This window comes from Alkalibacillus silvisoli (genome assembly GCF_039521975.1).
Taxonomy (GTDB): domain Bacteria; phylum Bacillota; class Bacilli; order Bacillales; family Alkalibacillaceae; genus Alkalibacillus; species Alkalibacillus silvisoli.
Genome location: NZ_BAAACZ010000005.1, coordinates 62,514 through 79,241, shown reverse-complemented (window position 1 = coordinate 79,241; position 16,728 = coordinate 62,514). Strand labels below are relative to the sequence as shown.

The 16,728-nt window shown below is 36.8% G+C and carries 17 protein-coding genes; 12 read left to right on the top strand and 5 right to left on the bottom strand.

Going from position 1 to position 16,728, the window contains the following annotated elements; genetic code table 11:
• Positions 1-2 precede the first annotated feature (2 nt).
• The 4 genes from ABDZ63_RS02610 (at position 3) to ABDZ63_RS02595 (ending at position 3,411) form a co-directional block, all read left to right on the top strand.
• Positions 3-1,205 (top strand): cystathionine gamma-synthase family protein, encoded by a 1,203-nt coding sequence (locus tag ABDZ63_RS02610; protein ID WP_343781583.1) that lies wholly within the window; start codon positions 3-5, stop codon positions 1,203-1,205.
• Between the two features lie 81 nt (positions 1,206-1,286).
• Positions 1,287-1,787, top strand: coding sequence for a hypothetical protein (locus ABDZ63_RS02605; RefSeq protein WP_343781581.1), 501 nt, complete (start codon positions 1,287-1,289; stop codon positions 1,785-1,787).
• 166 nt (positions 1,788-1,953) lie between these two features.
• Positions 1,954-2,847, top strand: a complete 894-nt coding sequence (locus ABDZ63_RS02600) for a CAP domain-containing protein (protein WP_343781580.1) — start codon at positions 1,954-1,956, stop codon at positions 2,845-2,847.
• Positions 2,848-2,958: 111 nt separating this feature from the next.
• The gene (locus ABDZ63_RS02595; protein ID WP_343781578.1) at positions 2,959-3,411 is read left to right on the top strand and encodes an SRPBCC family protein; all 453 of its coding nucleotides are present in this window, start codon (positions 2,959-2,961) and stop codon (positions 3,409-3,411) included.
• Between the two features lie 225 nt (positions 3,412-3,636).
• Here ABDZ63_RS02595 and ABDZ63_RS02590 read toward each other — a convergent pair whose 3' ends face one another.
• The 3 genes from ABDZ63_RS02590 to ABDZ63_RS02580 form a co-directional block, all read right to left on the bottom strand.
• Entirely contained in the window at positions 3,637-4,293 is a 657-nt protein-coding gene (locus tag ABDZ63_RS02590; protein WP_343781577.1) for a Fic family protein, read from the bottom strand.
• 170 nt (positions 4,294-4,463) lie between these two features.
• Positions 4,464-4,853 carry a thiol-disulfide oxidoreductase DCC family protein gene (locus ABDZ63_RS02585; RefSeq protein WP_343781576.1) on the bottom strand — a complete coding sequence of 130 codons (390 nt, stop codon included), beginning with the start codon at positions 4,851-4,853 and terminating at the stop codon, positions 4,464-4,466.
• Between the two features lie 15 nt (positions 4,854-4,868).
• Complete coding sequence (locus ABDZ63_RS02580; protein WP_343781574.1) at positions 4,869-5,168, bottom strand: TIGR04104 family putative zinc finger protein; 300 nt, start codon at positions 5,166-5,168, stop codon at positions 4,869-4,871.
• A gap of 109 nt (positions 5,169-5,277) precedes the next feature.
• Here ABDZ63_RS02580 and ABDZ63_RS02575 point away from each other — a divergent pair, with 109 nt between their 5' ends.
• The 5 genes from ABDZ63_RS02575 to ABDZ63_RS02555 all read left to right on the top strand — a co-directional run bounded on the left by ABDZ63_RS02575 (position 5,278) and on the right by ABDZ63_RS02555 (position 9,557).
• On the top strand, positions 5,278-5,973 hold the full coding sequence (locus tag ABDZ63_RS02575; RefSeq protein ID WP_343781573.1) for a response regulator transcription factor: 696 nt from the start codon (positions 5,278-5,280) through the stop codon (positions 5,971-5,973).
• Entirely contained in the window at positions 5,957-7,300 is a 1,344-nt protein-coding gene (locus tag ABDZ63_RS02570; RefSeq protein ID WP_343781571.1) for a sensor histidine kinase, read from the top strand. Before ABDZ63_RS02575 ends, ABDZ63_RS02570 begins: the two co-directional genes overlap by 17 nt.
• Positions 7,301-7,372: 72 nt before the next feature.
• Complete coding sequence (locus tag ABDZ63_RS02565; RefSeq protein WP_343781570.1) at positions 7,373-8,233, top strand: PepSY domain-containing protein; 861 nt, start codon at positions 7,373-7,375, stop codon at positions 8,231-8,233.
• A 364-nt stretch (positions 8,234-8,597) separates the two neighbouring features.
• On the top strand, positions 8,598-9,167 hold the full coding sequence (locus tag ABDZ63_RS02560; protein ID WP_343781569.1) for a PepSY domain-containing protein: 570 nt from the start codon (positions 8,598-8,600) through the stop codon (positions 9,165-9,167).
• 267 nt (positions 9,168-9,434) lie between these two features.
• Positions 9,435-9,557, top strand: a complete 123-nt coding sequence (locus ABDZ63_RS02555) for a hypothetical protein (RefSeq protein ID WP_343781568.1) — start codon at positions 9,435-9,437, stop codon at positions 9,555-9,557.
• Positions 9,558-10,036: 479 nt separating this feature from the next.
• Here ABDZ63_RS02555 and ABDZ63_RS02550 read toward each other — a convergent pair whose 3' ends face one another.
• Entirely contained in the window at positions 10,037-10,180 is a 144-nt protein-coding gene (locus tag ABDZ63_RS02550; RefSeq protein WP_343781566.1) for a hypothetical protein, read from the bottom strand.
• Between the two features lie 307 nt (positions 10,181-10,487).
• Between ABDZ63_RS02550 and ABDZ63_RS02545 the strand changes: the two genes are divergently transcribed.
• Positions 10,488-10,970, top strand: a complete 483-nt coding sequence (locus ABDZ63_RS02545; protein ID WP_343781564.1) for a glutathione peroxidase — start codon at positions 10,488-10,490, stop codon at positions 10,968-10,970.
• Between the two features lie 742 nt (positions 10,971-11,712).
• Here ABDZ63_RS02545 and ABDZ63_RS02540 read toward each other — a convergent pair.
• Positions 11,713-12,366: a hypothetical protein gene (locus tag ABDZ63_RS02540; protein WP_343781563.1), complete on the bottom strand. Its 654-nt coding sequence runs from the start codon at positions 12,364-12,366 to the stop codon at positions 11,713-11,715.
• Positions 12,367-12,506: 140 nt separating this feature from the next.
• On the opposite strand from ABDZ63_RS02540, the gene ABDZ63_RS02535 reads away from it, so the two are divergent.
• Positions 12,507-14,933: a penicillin acylase family protein gene (locus ABDZ63_RS02535; protein ID WP_343781562.1), complete on the top strand. Its 2,427-nt coding sequence runs from the start codon at positions 12,507-12,509 to the stop codon at positions 14,931-14,933.
• Positions 14,934-15,085: 152 nt separating this feature from the next.
• On the top strand, positions 15,086-16,714 hold the full coding sequence (locus tag ABDZ63_RS02530) for a BCCT family transporter (RefSeq protein WP_343781561.1): 1,629 nt from the start codon (positions 15,086-15,088) through the stop codon (positions 16,712-16,714).
• The last annotated feature ends 14 nt before the right edge of the window (positions 16,715-16,728 follow it).

The window sequence follows — 16,728 nt, the reverse complement described above, 5'->3', positions numbered from 1 at the left end:
AGATGACACAATTTAAACCAGGTACAAAAGCTTTATGGTCAGGGGAAAAAGAACAATTAGCTTACGGGGCAACTCAAGTTCCAGTTGTGCACAGTGTATCATTTGGTTATGATGATATGGATGAATGGCATGAAATTGCAACAGGTAAGCGGGAAGGTCACATTTATGGACGCAACACGAATCCAACGACACAAGCATTCGAAGACAAAGTCAAAGATTTAGAAGGCGCAGAAGCAGCAACTAGTTTCTCAACGGGTATGGCAGCTATATCGAATACACTTTATACATTTTTACGCCCAGGTGATCGCGTTGTGACAATTAAAGATACGTATGGTGGTACAAATAAAATTTTCACTGAATTTTTACCGAAAAGTGGTGTCGATGTCGTCTTTTGTGAAACAGACGATCATGCTGAGATTGAAGTGGAAATAGCGAATGGTTGTCAAGTCCTTTATTTGGAATCACCAACAAACCCAACGTTAAAAATCATTGATATTGAACGAATGGCAAAAGCAGGCCATGCAGCTGGTGCACTTGTCATCATTGATGGCACATTCGCTTCACCTGTTAACCAAAATCCGCTTGAGTTAGGTGTTGATCTCGTCTTACACAGCGCAACGAAATATTTAGGTGGTCATTCAGATGCATTAGGTGGCATTGTTTGTGGTTCTAAAGAGCTAATCGATCAAATTTATCATTATCGTGAAATTAATGGAGCAACGTTAAATCCAATGGCATCATATTTATTACTTCGCGGAATGAAAACGCTTCATTTAAGAGTCGAAAGGCAAAACGAAAATGCGATGAAAGTAGCGCAATATTTAAAAACAATCGATTGGGTCGATGATGTCTTTTATCCAGGGTTAGAAGAGCATAAAGGTCATGTTATTGCAAAACGACAAATGAAAGGGTTCGGCGGTATGTTAAGCTTTTCTGTTAAAGGTGGATTAGAAACCGTGCATCAATTATTGCCTAAGATGAAATTAGCCAAACGTGCTGCAAGTTTAGGTTGTGTTCAGACCATTATAGGACCGCCACGTACAACAAGTCACGTTGAATGTACACCAGAAGAACGAGAGGCAATGGGGATCCCAGAAGGTTTAATCAGATATTCTGCAGGGATTGAAGATATCGATGATTTGATTGCTGATTTAGAGCAAGCTTTTAATTCATTGCCTAAAGAATTATACGCTAAAGATGCATAAGTTAAGTCGTCTCATAATGGGGCGGCTTTATTTTTGTATAAATTATTAATAAGTAACTCATGCTAATCCTGAGGTGATACGATGCGTGTTGCAAGTTTAGCTGTCATCATCATGTTAACCGTTCAACCGTCTATTTATGCGTTTGAGGATCGTGAACTTTCTATAACAGAGGTTTATGAGAAGTTAGGGTATACGGATTTATTATCAGCACTTGATCAATATGAAGAACAGATCGAACAACAAGTTTATTTACCATCGAAAATTCCTTTTCAAGGTGAGCATTTTTTTGGCAAAGTAAATGAGAACGGGTTATCCATTGCAGTCGTAGGTGAAGATGATGATCGTGTTTTTCATGTTCATTTAACTTCTGAGTCACGAAATGAACTTCCAAGTGACAGTCATACATATGAGTTAAGTGATGGTACTGAGGTGTTTATTGTTGATGTCGATGAAGACTCAAAAGACCCAGATGTGAGCTGGCTTTATATGGATAAGTATGACCAGACTTACAGCATTGTCATAAATAGTTACCAACAAGAAGTAAGGCATTATAAATTAATGGGGGTTGCTGAGTCCATATAGGTCATAAAGAAATCGCCGGATGAAACCGGCGATTTTAACTTTTAAATGAGCAGCAATACGGGGTTTTGATGGATTTCTCACATTAAAAATTACCATCTTATGAGCGGTATATTTTAAGCCATAAAACTAAAAATAGAAGTGCATCATGATTGAAAGGAGCATCAAGATGAAAAGGTTTAGAAATTCAATTTTAAGTATGATTGCGATGGCATTACTTTTTACAGCAGCATGTCAGACGGGAGATGAGGCACAACAACGTCAAACTGGTGACGATCAAAATATTACACAATTAAATACAGGTGAGCGTCAAGACGGTAATCGTAATACTCATCCTTATTACAATCGACAAAATCAAGATAATTTACGTTTTCCTTATGAAACAAATGATATCAATTATCAAATGCGTGGACGTGAAAATGTAAACGATTGGGAGCCGTTCAATTTTAATAACCGTCGTGGTGATAATCAGCGAGGCCAACAAGGTCAGGATGGATTAGGTGATATTTTACGCGGTCAAGAAGGTCAGCGTGAACATGGCCAAGGAAGACAGCAAGGACGTGACGAAGGTCAACAAGGCCAACAAGACCAACAACGTGAAGATTCACCAGAAGCAGATGATGAAGTGGGTGAACCAGGTCAACAAGATCAAGACCAAACAACTGATGTCGAGACTGATCAAAGTGTGATTGAAGAAGTTGTTCGTTTAACGAATGAACAGCGTGAAGAGCATGGTTTAAACCCAGTTGAGTTAGACAATGAATTAACAGATGTTGCACAACGTAAGTCAGTGGATATGGCAGATAATAATTATTTCAGTCATAACTCACCAACTTATGGCTCTCCATTTGACATGTTAGACCATTACGATGTGTCTTATACTGGTGCATCTGAAAATATTGCTGCTGGTCAGCATTCAGCTGATGAAGCGGTAAATAATTGGATGAATAGTGAAGGGCACCGTGAAAATATATTAAATGATCAATGGACACATATTGGTGTAGGCTATGAAGATAGTGGTCAAATGAGCCCTTATTGGACGCAAATGTTCATCGTAAAATAAAAATTTTAAGCACGTGAGTAATTAAAAAAGCTACACGTGCTTAATTTTTGTATAGGACGACCAGAGGTGTGCATATAGTTAAACGTGAAACTAGTATAGGAGTGGTGGCGAATGCCAAGTGGTACACATCATGTGGAAGTGAATGTTCCGATTGACATCGTTTGGGACTTTGTCAGTCAAATGGATAACTGGGCACCCTTAGTTCCAGGTTATCTAAATCATGAAATCATAAATGATCGTCATTCAACATGGACCTTCAAAGGTGAAGTTGGCAGGATGTATAAGACTGTCGCGCTAAAAGTAGAAATACAGGAATCGATCGAGTTAGAAAAGGTCACGTTTAAATTAATCGGAATAAATGAAAATGTAGTCGGTCATGGTTATTTTCACGCCAAAAAAATAATGGAAACAAGCACGAAAATAAGTGGAAGCTTAAATGTTACAGCAAAAGGGATGAAGGGACCTGTTATTAACTCCGTATTAAAAAGTCTCGTTCCCCAAACGTCAAAGCGCTTAACGACAGCTGTATCTAATCGAATATGTAAAATGGCAGTAGCAAAATAATATTGGCAATGCCCTAATACCTTTTAATTCAAAAATACTATGAGGACACAATTACACCTACGATTATTATAAATGATGTTATTATTGATTTAATCTGCCTTAAGAACCTGCGAAACCACTTGTTGATTAACGCTGTAGCTTTATAATTGTTGAAAGCTACAGAGGACATCTAGTCAGTCGTGTCTTACAAATAAAAAAGCCACAGATTTATGTCCTGTGACTTACTCATTTATAGTCTATTCCGTATAGACAGCTATCGTACAAAAAGTAAATGATCTGACTGTAATCATTTGTTTCATAAAATTTAGTTAGTCTTTCGTTGAATTCTTCTAATTTAGATTCCTCAATTGTGATGATACCTTTTCCATTTTTGATTAATATTTTATTGGCTGCAATTAGGCTTGTTCGTTTATTGCCGTCCCAAAATAACTGTTCTCGCATTGCCCATAACATATAAGTTAAAGCACGCTCGGTTACACATGGGATGCTTAGAATATCATGTATGTGTTTATTAACTTCACTTTCAACAGGGATAGTGGGTTGATAGTTCACACCTGATATACCAACGTTACCATAACGCAATACACCCCAATCAATACTTTCGTTATATGCAACAAATTCATTGATCTTTTTAATAAATTCTAAAACAAATGGTTGTTCAATATGGTTTAAGGTATATCGCCAAGCATTTCTTAAATTTAATATTTTTTGTACATCGTCCATATTTAAGTTGCTAACCGAAACACCCTCTAGTATAGTCTTTGTTTGTGGGAAGGTAACATTAACGCCTTCTATTTTAGCAGCATAATAAATATTCTCGACTAATGTTTTTTTAGCTAAGAATATGTTTTCGTTTAAAGATAAATTAAATTGATCTTCCATGTACTTTCACACCTTTATTTAAAAAGTCACTGATCGCTATACGATACCTATACGATACAGTTAGCCCTTGCTTGATCTCCTTTAAGTGATCTCTATAACCTGTTGTTATATTGTTAATACTTTAAGGTGATCTTGATGTCGACACTAACCGAACTAACTTAAGCTTTTATTTAACTCAAAAACTTCCGCTTTAACTCAGGTGTTGGCATCATGCAGGTTTCTCTTTGTCCGAACAACTTGCTCCGATTTCTTGCAATCATGTCATATAAATGATCTCTTAATGGCTTGGGAATGATGCGTAGAAGGTATAGAAATCTCCAAGCACCATCCATTTGTTTAATGATTTGTAAGGCGGCTTCTGAACGTGTATAGACTTTGTCATTTGTAATGACGATGATGCTATCTAAGTTTGATTGCTTTATATTGTTTGTTATTCTTTCGCCTAATTGACTTTGTAAGGCGGCAAAACGAAAGACATCATTTGAGTCACGTTTAATTAGAAACTGAACGACCCCATTACAGAGATTACATACACCATCAAAAAGAATGACAACTTTCATAAAATCCCCTTTCAGCTACCACATTGGTTCCTCTTCACTTGATAACTTATAAATATACGGTGATAAAAAAATCATGGCCACGATAACAGCGGCAGCTACTAATAAAATGATTGTAAAAGGAACATCAATGGCATTTAAGAAAATGATCAAAATAAACGCAATAATTGTGATGTTAAACGAACGTTTGCGACTAGAAGCAGTGTAATACTGTTTTTCATCGCAATTCGGACAAGTATGCCCAACACGGGTTTTCCAACTAAAGGGTAAGGCTTCTTTGTATTGGAATTGGTAATTACAATTGGCGCAGGTTAACATTTCATAACACCTCTTGATCGTTTTAAGCTTCTTTATGTAACGTTTTGCTCCCTTTATGGTATCATATTTTAATAAAAGAGACGTTAAAAATCATTTAGAAGGTGATAAGATGACGCATATTTTAGTCGTGGAAGATGAGGCGAAAATCGCGCGGGTATTGGAGTTGGAACTAGAATTTGAAGGTTATCAAGTAACGAAAGCTAAAACGGGATTCGAAGCGTTAGAGCAATTTCGCACGAATGAGTGGGACTTAATCTTATTAGATATAATGCTTCCAGAAATGAGTGGGTTAGAATTGTTGCGACGATTGCGAACAGACGATGAACAAACACCTGTCATTATGCTTACAGCAAAAGATGCAGTTGAAGATAAAGTAACTGGGTTAGATTCAGGTGCTCAAGATTACGTGACAAAGCCGTTTCAAATTGAAGAGTTGTTAGCGCGAATTCGTGTTAATCTACGGCCCAAACCTGAAGAAATGGAAGTAGGGGAATGGTTATCCTTTGAAGACCTTCGATTAAATTCGTCTACGCGTGAAGTTTTCCGTGGTGAACGGACAATGGAGTTAACGCCGAAAGAGTTTGATTTGCTCGTTTATTTTATGACAAACCGAAAGCAAGTACTGACACGTGAACAAATTTTAGATACTGTATGGGGCTATGATTTTGTTGGAGATACGAATGTTGTGGATGTATATATTCGCTATCTAAGAAAAAAGGTCGACCAACAAGAAGAAAAGCCACTCATTCATACCGTTCGTGGTGTTGGATATGTAATGAAGGATTCTTATGAAGCTAAGAAATAAAATTTTCCTTTATACAACTGGTTTATTTATTATTTTATTAATAGCCTTTGCGGTTTCGATCTATTATTTATTTAAAGATCACACATATGAAGGCGAATTAGACCGCTTGCAAGCAGATGTTGATCATATGGTGATGAATTTAAGTGATGTTGATGAATCCATTCCAATAGACGATTTATTACGTGCTTATGTTCCTTCTAATGGCTCTATTCGTGTGCTTGATTCTGATTTTAGTATGATGACATCCATAACATCAGGTGAACAAATCGGAATGTATCAGTTAACATTACCAGAAGAAAGAGGACGACATGTCTTCTTGTTTGATGATGCTGATTCTGATTCATTAGCTTTTGTTCAAGAGCCCATGATTTGGCAAGATGGACAAGTTGTTTACGTTCAAGTAATTGAAAATATAACTCATATCGAGGAAAGTTTAAATAACTTAATGCTCGTATTGTTATTCGTTGTGTTAATCGCTGTTGTGCCTGTGATTGTATCTGGAAAATTGTTAGCAGATTTAATTTTAGAGCCGATTAAGTCATTGATTAAGACGATGAATGATATTAAAGAAAGCCAAACGTTTAAACAAATTCCACTTAAACGTCAGTCAAAAGATGAATTGTATACCATGAGTGAGACATTTAACGATATGATTGCATTACTACAACAAAATTATGAAAAACAAGAACAGTTTGTCTCCAATGCTTCACATGAGTTAAGAACGCCAATTACTGTAGTTGAATCGTATGCGAACTTAGTAAAGCGTCATGGTCTAGAGCGTCCTGAGGTTATTGAGGAAGCCATTGAAGCCATTCACTCTGAATCGCTACGTATGAAGGACTTAACAGATCAATTATTGCTACTTGCTAAACGTGATCAAGATTGGCAAATCCGTGTCACTAATGTTCACCTTAATCAATTGTTACAAACAGTTAGTGATCATTTATCACAAGGTTATGAAAGGGAAATTCGCTTTCATTCTAAAGACTCTTACTATTTAAAAACGGATGAGCAAAAACTAACTCAACTACTTTATATCTTACTAGACAATGCGCTTAAATATAGTGAACAACCAATTGATCTGACCTTAAGTCAACATAATCATAAACCTGCGATTCATATACAAGATTATGGAGTTGGGATTTCAAAGTACCATCAAGAGCGTGTGTTTGAACGATTTTACCGTGTTGATGAAGCACGCCATCGTCAAACAGGGGGAAGTGGCTTAGGTTTAACATTAGCAAAAGAAGTAGCGGATGCATTAAATATTGACATTCAATTAGTCAGTGAAGAAGGTAGAGGGACAGTTGTTACGCTTTATTTTTAACTCATTTTTAATTAAATTTTAATCTTAATGGTTTAAAATTGAAGTAAACGGAAATGAACAGGGATGGTTAACATGAAACAAAATCAGATCACATGGCTCATAATAGGTACTATAATGACAGTCATCATCTTTATCATTGCACAGCAATTTGTTTTCTCAACCGCTTCAGCTGAACAATTATCACAACAGGAAGCAGAGAGGCAAGTTAATGAACGTTTTCAAGGAAAAATCACAGAAGTGCGTGAAACAAATTCACATTATGAGTTTGAAATAGAGTTGAAAACAGGTGTGTACCGGGTCTTGGTGGAGAAAGAAAATGGATATATTGATCGCGTGATTCGTGAAGAAATTTATGAAGGTGAACAACAAGAAAATGAGGAAGTTGAAGAAGAGCAATCCCCTGAAGAAAGTGATCCAGGCGCTTTGCAAGAAGATAATGATGAAGAAATAGAAGAAGAGCCTCAAGAAGATGAAGAGGCGAATGAGGATGAGCCAACCATCCTTTCATATGAAGAAATGACAACGATTGCTTTAAACGAACAAAGTGGTGAAGTGACATATTTAGAATTGGTTGAAAGTGAACAACCATATTATGAAATAACGGTTGAAGATGACGAAATGATTTATGAGATGATGATTGATGCTTATGAGGGTTCGGTCCTTTCCTTAGAATCAGAACGAAAAACACCTGAAACGGTCGTTACAGAGGAAGAGGCTATTGAGATTGGATTAAGTGAGATTGAAGGGGATGTTCTAGAGATTGACCTTCGTGAAGTGGATGGTGGTTTGTATTACTTCATAACCATTGCTATTAACGAAGAAGAACAGGCCACTGCTCAAATCAATGCCTTTTCAGGAGAAATTCATTCTGTTGCCTTTGACGAGCGTGAAATAGAGGAAGAAGACGAAGAAGAGGAAGAAGAGGAAGAGTAAATGATCTTCCTCTTCTTTTTAGTAGAATAAACTTTGCCACGGTTCAAACATAAGAAACACTCGTTCACTCTCCGGTTTAAAATTAAGTATTATTTACTTCGTTTCCTACCACTCAAGATCATTTACGATTTCATAGCCACTAACTCCATGAACAGTGTATTTCATGATATCTTGATGTACTCTTCAGACATTTCGGTGATTTTTTCGTTTAGGCTAAATTATGAAGCATTGACACGTGATTTTCGTTTTGTGTGACTTCATACAAATTTTAATCTTTTTTTAATCCTATTATCTCTTTTTTCTCATGTTCGTTGACTAGACTAGGTATTGTAGAGTTGAAACGAGTATTCGTGGAGGAATATATATGCGAAAGAAACTTATTTACAGCACATTCGCTAGCACATTTGTATTAGGAAGTGTATTTGGATTAACAGCATTTGAAAACAAAGAGCAAGAACATTCCATCTCGGAAAATAAATCGGGTACGGAGGCGAATGTTATGTATAATGCAACAAGATTAATTGGACATGATGAACTAGAACAGATCGTAAGTGAAAAGATTGAAGGTCAAATACAAGATGTTGAGTTAAATAGTCATGAACAATTTGAAGTGAAGGTAATTCAAGGTAAGAATCATTATCAATTAACCGTTGATGGTGTTAGAGGAAAGGTTGTTTCATTTAACTTAGAGTATTCACCTGATCAAACGGTTAGACGAGTCTATTCAGATCAAATAGCTAAAAATAATCAGTCTACGATTGAGAAGTTAGACGCGATTGAGTTGGCTTTAGAAACGGTTAATGGTAAACCGGTTAAAGCTGAATTACTTGATGAAGAAGGCGAATTAATATACTTAGTTGGTATTGAATATGATGAATTGTTTTTTGAAGTAATTGTCGATGCAGTATCAGGAGTTGTATTAGATGTTAGTTAACTTGCTTGTACCTAGTGTCAGGCAAGTTTTTTGTTTTGGCTTTAGTCAACCGCGCTCTAAAGGAGAAAACACTGCAGCAAATCACCTTTCACCTTAGGGAAGTTTAAACAAATGCTAAATTTGCACCCCCTAACGAAAGACGAAAGAAAAATTCGATTCATACCAACGGACTTTTTCTGAAGATGAAATTGTACATTTAGTTCTAATTATAATAGTATAATAGATAGAAGATTTTGAATATACATTGTGTGCTGGAGGGATTTTCGTTTGAGAGATTTCATACATAAATATGAGTATTTAGAGAGGAAAAAAGAGCTTTATGGTAAGGAAAAGGTGTATGTAAAAGCACTAATGTCGAACCGAGACATTTATACCAATACGGTAGCTTAGATGTTGTAATACGAGATTTTGACTATTTAACAGAAGATGAAATTAAAGAAGCATTTGATTATGAAAAGAAGCAGTTACATCCTGAACGTTTCATTCCTCAAGGTCTAAATTGTTATGATGACAATGGTACATGTCCGTTTTGGAGTATAAACTTTGAACAAGACCAAGATGAAAACGGTTATTGTTATTACTTAAATCAAGGTGATTGGGAAGAGGAAAGCGATTCTAACCTGTATAAAAAATGCAAGGCGTGTAACCTTAATACAGAAGTAGCTGAATCTAAGCGAGAACTTTCATTATTCGAATTATATATTAATGGAGAGTTACACGGGAGTGGTGATGCGGAAGATATACAGCAATTATTTAACGAATTTGTTACTGGGAGTCGAATAAAAGAGCAAGAAGATATAGATTTAAAGTTAGTTAAAATTAATGCTGAAGATGAAGAATAAAGACTTGGATTTTAATGGTCCAAGTCTTTATTTAAACAATTTACGAAAAGCTTTCCCTGTTGCACGACCTGCTACTCGGCGCCCGGCACGACGTCCAACACGCCCCTTACGTACTGCATCAACATCATTCCAAATTCTAAGGAATTTATAAATGCTCGACTTCAGACTCATTTATTTCACCTGCCTGATTGTATTCTAACTACTAATTATAAAGGATTATACCCTGTTTGAAAAACACGAATTTTGACAAATAACCACTAATTTTTGCCTATTGGTAGCCTTATTAATATAAATTTGTTATAAGTAGTTTATTAGATATTTTGTACTAGAAAGTGGGTTTGAATGAAAGAATTAGTTGGGTATTGTAGTAAATGTGGTGATCACGTTTATTGTGAAAGTGGATTTCTAAACGGTGATTACATAGACGGAAAATTGTTATGTCATAAGTGCTCTATATAAAGAAGGGGAGGTCATGTTATTGAGTTCAATTTATGATACTGAAGTAGAAAGAAGTGGTGGCGAATTACAATCTATGGCTGATTATAAGGGGAAAGTGTTGCTTATTGTTAACACAGCAAGTAAGTGTGGCTTTACGCCGCAATTTAAAGGGCTACAAGACCTTTATGACAAATACCAAGATGAAGAATTTGAGATACTTGGCTTTCCGTGTGATCAGTTTATGAATCAAGAGTTTAACGATCAAGGTGAAATCGAAAGTTTTTGTAAGTTAAATTATGGTGTAACGTTCCCAATGTTTAAGAAAATTGATGTTAAAGGTGAGAAGCAAAGTAAGTTGTTTGAATTTTTAACTAGTGAGAAAAAAGGCTTTTTAGGCGGCGAAATTAAATGGAATTTCACCAAGTTTTTAATTGATCAAGATGGAAAAGTGATCAGACGCTATCCACCTCAAGCAACACCATTTAAAATTGAAGATGACTTAAGTGAACTACTCACCACTTAGCTGACGCTTGAAGTGGGAACTTCTCACTTCCACGACGAAAGTAACCTTTCGTCTCCATGAGCGTTACTTCGGGAAGTTCCTGCCTTAAATAAAGGTTCTAAGTCAAATGTTAAGAGCACTCCTTATTTATGCCATTTGGCTTTGTATATCCTTATATTTATGAAGATGTGATAATAGCCATTTTCGTCTCGCGTTTCAATGACGTGAAAGCTTTCCAATCCTGGTAAAGTCATGTTATGATGCATATGCACGCAGCTCCTTTGTTTTGTTTTAGTCGTATAAAACAAGGATAACAAATAAGGAGTTTGCGTGCTTTTTTGTCTTATCAAACCGCTGAGTTGGCCTCAGGTGAGAAGCGTAGGTGGTGACGCCTGCGGGAACAGCACGCGTCTCGAGACCCCGCAGGCCACGCTTTTAGGCCGAGGAGGCTCGAGCCGTGCCCCGGCAAAGAAAACACTGCGACAAACGACCGTAGGGAAGTTTAAGCAGATGTTGCACTTGTGCCCTTTGGGTGCAAGCATCCACCGTAAGCGGAACACCTGACGCCAACGGCCGCCATCCAAAACCTCACTCTGAATTGTGTCTCTACCCCAACAAATATTGTAGAGCCAAAATAAAAGGGTGTAGAGTTGTTAAGATATTATTACTTGGTGTTAGACGATCGAAACGCAAAAATCCGAACGCGTTCATTTATGATGAATCGTTCGGATTTTATATTGTGATGAATCATTTTGTTCTAACCTTAAAATTCCTCTCTAATGTTACGATCACTAAAAATTAACGCATCATCGTTAAAACTTAGAGTAACATTACCACTAGGAATATCTAGTTCTGTTTGGATCAATTGAATAATTTCATCTAAGTATTCCTCATCACCCTCTTCATGGCCACGATCTAGTGTGATGCGAACAACAGGGTGAGCTGATTGTCCTTGTAATGAAGGGACATCATGAGGGCTAATCTCTAATTGATAGCCGACATCTTTCGGATACGTAGTCCAGATTTCATGAATCGCATCATCTCCAAATCGCTTCTTTAGTTCGGGTATTAGAAATTCTTCAAGTTCATGCTCCCACATTTCAGCTACATAACTATCCATGTATTCTTCATATTGGTTATGTTTATATACGAGCATTCTAAAATCATCATGTTCCTCAAGTTCAACAATGGCGGCATACCGGAATTGTTCATAGACTCCAGTGGAATCGAGTAAAGTATCGACAACTTCAGTCTTTTGATCAAAATGATCCTCTAAATATTGTTCTGCGTTTACTTTAACCTCATCTACACTCTCAGGGTCTTCTGCTAGCCCTAAGTAAGATAAATAGATGATGCCTATTAACAGAAAGAAAACAATGATTAAACCTGCTATTAATGCTTTTTTCTTCGGGTCCATATGTTCACCTCGTTCATTTAATCCAATGTATATTATAAGGCTTGTTTAACCGTTTAGTAAATTAAAAGTTGAAAAGTACATAGAAGTGTTAAAATTTTTGAATTTTTATATTATTATAATAATATAAAGGGGGAGGTTCTATGGGAGACGCAGTTCGATCTAAACGTAAGATGCGTAAGAGTGTTAAATGGAGTTTAATCGCACTAGTCATATTAGTTATAATCGCTGTTGTTTCACTGTTGTTTGTTAATGCTTATATTGATCAGTCATTACCTCAGACAGAAGGATCTATAGAAGTAGGAAGTTATACTGAAGAAGTAATAGAGGGATTAGCGTTTGAAGGTCTAGAAGATGAAGTGTTGATCACGCGAGATGAAAATGGAGTTCCTCATATTGAGGCAGAAACCGATGAGGATCTTTTCTTTGCACAAGGTTTTGCTACAGCACAAGACCGTTTGTTTCAAATGGAAATGTCAAGAAGACAAGCGTCTGGTCAGTTAAGTGAAGTTGTTGGTGATATGGCGTTAGATCAAGATAAGTATTTTAGAACACTAGGGTTAAGGCGTGCAGCCGAAAAATCATTAGGTGAATATAATGATGAAGAGTTAATGGCTTTAGAGGCTTATGCTGCAGGGGTCAATACCTTTATTGCACATGCTGAAGAAGAAGGAAGTATGCCAGTTGAATTTACGTTAATGGGTGTGAGTGAAATGGATGAATGGACACCTATTGATTCATTAACTATTGGTAAGTATATGGCTTTTGATTTAGGTGGCCATTGGGAACGCCAAGCATTTAACTACTACTTATTACACACATTCCCTGAAGAAGAGGCATTTGAGTTATTCCCAACATACCCTGAGCGTGCATTATCAAACATAGCTGATGAGGAGTATGTTGAGATCACCTCAAGTTTATCTAAAGCAACAATACCTCATCCATTTAATGGTAGTAACAATTGGGTAGTAGACGGAAGTAAAACAGAATCTGGAGAGCCATTATTAGCGGATGATCCTCACTTAGGTTTAGCAACACCATCGATTTGGTATCAAGTCCATTTAGATTCACCTAATTATAATGTTTCGGGTGTTATTTTCGCTGGTATTCCTGGTGTTATATTAGGTCACAATGAACAAATTGCTTGGGGTGTTACAAATGTAGGTCCAGATGTTCAACAGCTATATATTGAAAGAAGGCATGAGAACAACCCTTATGAATTCTTATATGATGATGAATGGTATGAAGCGGATATTATAGATGAAACGATTTATGTCGATGGAGAAGACCCAGTTGAATATGAAGTAATTGAAACGGTTAATGGTCCAGTTGTATCTGAATTTGCAGAGGATGTCGATGAGCATTTGAATGAATCTGTTTTATCCTTACGTTGGACGGCATTAGAAGCTACAAAAGAGCTGTCTGCTGTGTTACAAATGAATCGTGCTACGAATTGGGAAGAGTTTGAGGAAGCTTTAGAAGATTTCCATGCCCCTGCTCAAAACTTTGTCTTTGCCGGAAGCGATGGGACGATTGCGTATAAAGCAAATGGGCGTGTGCCGATTTATGACCATCCAGATGATGCGTTACTACCAATGCCTGGTTGGGATTCAGAATTTGCCTTAGATGAATATATTCCTTATGAAGAGTTACCAAAAGTTGTGAATCCTGATAAAGGGTTTATCGCAACAGCGAATAATCGTGTGATCTCTGATGTTTATCCATATCATATTAGTAATATTTGGGCACAACCATACCGGTACACTCGTATTCATGAATTTTTAGAAGAGAGAGATGATTTAACGGCTGAGGATATGAAAGATCTTCAAATGGATGCGAAAAACTTACAAGCAAGAGAGTTTGTACCGATTTTTGTTGATCTATTAGAAGGACTTGAATTGTCTGAGCTTGAAGTAGAAGCATTAGATATTTTAAAAGATTGGAATTACTATGATCATCGTGAATTGGCAGCTCCGTTAGTCTTTCACCGGTTGATTAGCTTTATTGAAGATGAACTCTTTTTAGAAGAAATTCCTGAAGAGTTGATGTCGATGTTTAAAGGGAGTGGCCAAAATGTCGATCACCTAATTCAAAGTGCTTATAGTGGTGAAGAGATGAATTGGATTGAGAGAAGTGGTGGGTTGGATTATGTCGTCAGTGAAGCGTTTACGAATGCGGTCAATGATATTGTTGAAATGCAAGGTGCAAATATAGAGGAGTGGAATTGGGGGGATTATCACCGGGTTTATTTCGCCCATCCATTATCAAGTACTGCCTTTTTAGACCGGTTCTTTAATAGCGAAGGTGCAGTTCCTGTTGATGGCAGCAATGTAACGGTTATGGCTGCATCATTTGGTGATGATGGGATTGTTAATCATGGTGCAAGTTGGCGGTTTGTAACCGATATGTCTGATGCGCAATCAGCTTACCATATTGTTGGTCCAGGTCAAGTAGGGCATTACCGGAGTAAGTGGTATGATCATCAGATTGAAGGTTGGGTTGAAGGAATTTATCACGAAACGAGAATGGACGAATACACCGGTGAAAAGTTAAGGTTAAAAGCTGAATAATAAAAGGGTTAAAAGAGGCACTTAATCGAATAAGTGTCTCTTTTTAAATTTAATAACGACCAGTCAATCTCATTAATACTACTCAAAATCCTTAATAAAATAACCCATTTTAACCAACCTAAGTATTACAACAACAAAGAGGAGACTTAAATATGGGTAGAAAATTAATAGATTGGCCGACATTTATTATTTCGTTTGTCGTTATTTTATCAGTTGTCATTCCGCTCGTTCTATTTCCAGAAGCCGGTGCTGAGGTGATTGCTGATGTTAATGCTTTTATGTCTGATACATTTGGTTTTTTATATTTATTAATGGGATTAGCAATCTTTCTCTTTTTAATATATGTTGCATTCAGTCAAAATGGACAAGTTAAGCTCGGAGAAGAAGATGAAAAGCCTGAATTTAGTACACCTGCATGGGCAGGGATGTTATTTAGTGCAGGGATTGGTTCAAGTATTCTTTATTGGGGTACAATTGAGTGGGCGTATTATTACCAAGGCCCTCCGTTTGGCTTGAGCCCAACCGACCAACAACTAGAAACAATCCAATGGGCATCTACTTATGGCATTTTCCATTGGGGGCCTATTGCTTGGGCAATTTATGCTTTACCAGCACTTCCGATGGCCTATTTCTTCTACGTAAGAAAAACGCCGATTATTAAAATAAGTGAAACGTTAAGACCATTATTAAAAGGGTGGTCTGATACATTTCTCGGGAAAATGATTGATGTGTTATTTATTTTTGGATTAATTGGTGGTGCCGGGACGACTTTAGCACTTGGTACACCACTCATTTCACGGGGGGTTACAGAATTAACAGGACTTGAAGATAACATGGTGTTAAGAACAGTCGTCTTGTTAGTTGTAACAGCAATATTTGCAGTTAGTGCATTTGTAGGTCTAAAAGAAGGTATTAAGCGTCTTAGTAATCTGAATTTGGGCTTATCGATCTTTTTACTTATTTTTGTATTTGTCACAGGACCCACTTTATTTATTGCTGAAACAACAACAAATAGTATTGGTCTAATTTTAGATAACTTCTTTAGAATGAGTACATGGACAGAGCCATTTGCTGTTGTACTAGAAAATGACCCAACTGGATTCCCAGAGGCGTGGACAATATTCTATTGGGCTTGGTGGCTTGTTTATGCACCATTTGTAGGTCTGTTTATTGCAAGAATATCGAGAGGACGTACGATCAGGCAAGTGATTGCTGGAACGATGATTTACGGATCGATCGGTTGCGTGTTATTTTTCGGAATTATGGGTAACTTCGGTTTATATTTACAATTAAGCGGGACTTTTGATGTCATTGAAGTACTTAATGATCAAGGAGCACCAGCAGCAATCATTATGATTATTAATCAATTACCTTTTTCAAGTGTAATGGTTGCGATCTTTGTTTTCTTATCAATCGTATTTTTAGCTACGACATTTGATTCAAGCTCATACATTTTAGCTTCAGTAACACAGAAGAAAGTTGAAGATCAAGAGCCGTTAAGATGGAATCGAATGTTTTGGGCGTTTACATTATGTTTACTACCACTGGCTTTAATGTATTTAGGAGGGCTTGAGACGCTCCAAACCGCGAGTATTATTGGTGGATTCCCATTAATTTTCATTATGTTTTTGATTGCGTGGTCCTTTATGAAAACGACAACTGGAGATTTAATCGCTGATGATCAATATGAACCAAAGACGATTATATTGGATTACAAGAAAATCAGGGAGAAGATTCGCTTAAGAAGAAAGCGTAAAAAGGGAAAAGGTGATTCTGAGTAATATACTCGTATAGT

What these genes read in the sequence shown, in the direction of transcription:
- ABDZ63_RS02610 (WP_343781583.1), top strand. Translation starts at nt 3, where the DNA reads ATGACACAATTTAAACCAGGTACAAAAGCTTTATGGTCAGGGGAAAAA.
- ABDZ63_RS02605 (WP_343781581.1), top strand. Translation starts at nt 1,287, where the DNA reads ATGCGTGTTGCAAGTTTAGCTGTCATCATCATGTTAACCGTTCAACCG.
- ABDZ63_RS02600 (WP_343781580.1), top strand. Translation starts at nt 1,954, where the DNA reads ATGAAAAGGTTTAGAAATTCAATTTTAAGTATGATTGCGATGGCATTA.
- ABDZ63_RS02595 (WP_343781578.1), top strand. Translation starts at nt 2,959, where the DNA reads ATGCCAAGTGGTACACATCATGTGGAAGTGAATGTTCCGATTGACATC.
- ABDZ63_RS02590 (WP_343781577.1), bottom strand. Translation starts at nt 4,293, where the DNA reads ATGGAAGATCAATTTAATTTATCTTTAAACGAAAACATATTCTTAGCT.
- ABDZ63_RS02585 (WP_343781576.1), bottom strand. Translation starts at nt 4,853, where the DNA reads ATGAAAGTTGTCATTCTTTTTGATGGTGTATGTAATCTCTGTAATGGG.
- ABDZ63_RS02580 (WP_343781574.1), bottom strand. Translation starts at nt 5,168, where the DNA reads ATGTTAACCTGCGCCAATTGTAATTACCAATTCCAATACAAAGAAGCC.
- ABDZ63_RS02575 (WP_343781573.1), top strand. Translation starts at nt 5,278, where the DNA reads ATGACGCATATTTTAGTCGTGGAAGATGAGGCGAAAATCGCGCGGGTA.
- ABDZ63_RS02570 (WP_343781571.1), top strand. Translation starts at nt 5,957, where the DNA reads ATGAAGCTAAGAAATAAAATTTTCCTTTATACAACTGGTTTATTTATT.
- ABDZ63_RS02565 (WP_343781570.1), top strand. Translation starts at nt 7,373, where the DNA reads ATGAAACAAAATCAGATCACATGGCTCATAATAGGTACTATAATGACA.
- ABDZ63_RS02560 (WP_343781569.1), top strand. Translation starts at nt 8,598, where the DNA reads ATGCGAAAGAAACTTATTTACAGCACATTCGCTAGCACATTTGTATTA.
- ABDZ63_RS02550 (WP_343781566.1), bottom strand. Translation starts at nt 10,180, where the DNA reads ATGAGTCTGAAGTCGAGCATTTATAAATTCCTTAGAATTTGGAATGAT.
- ABDZ63_RS02540 (WP_343781563.1), bottom strand. Translation starts at nt 12,366, where the DNA reads ATGGACCCGAAGAAAAAAGCATTAATAGCAGGTTTAATCATTGTTTTC.
- ABDZ63_RS02535 (WP_343781562.1), top strand. Translation starts at nt 12,507, where the DNA reads ATGGGAGACGCAGTTCGATCTAAACGTAAGATGCGTAAGAGTGTTAAA.
- ABDZ63_RS02530 (WP_343781561.1), top strand. Translation starts at nt 15,086, where the DNA reads ATGGGTAGAAAATTAATAGATTGGCCGACATTTATTATTTCGTTTGTC.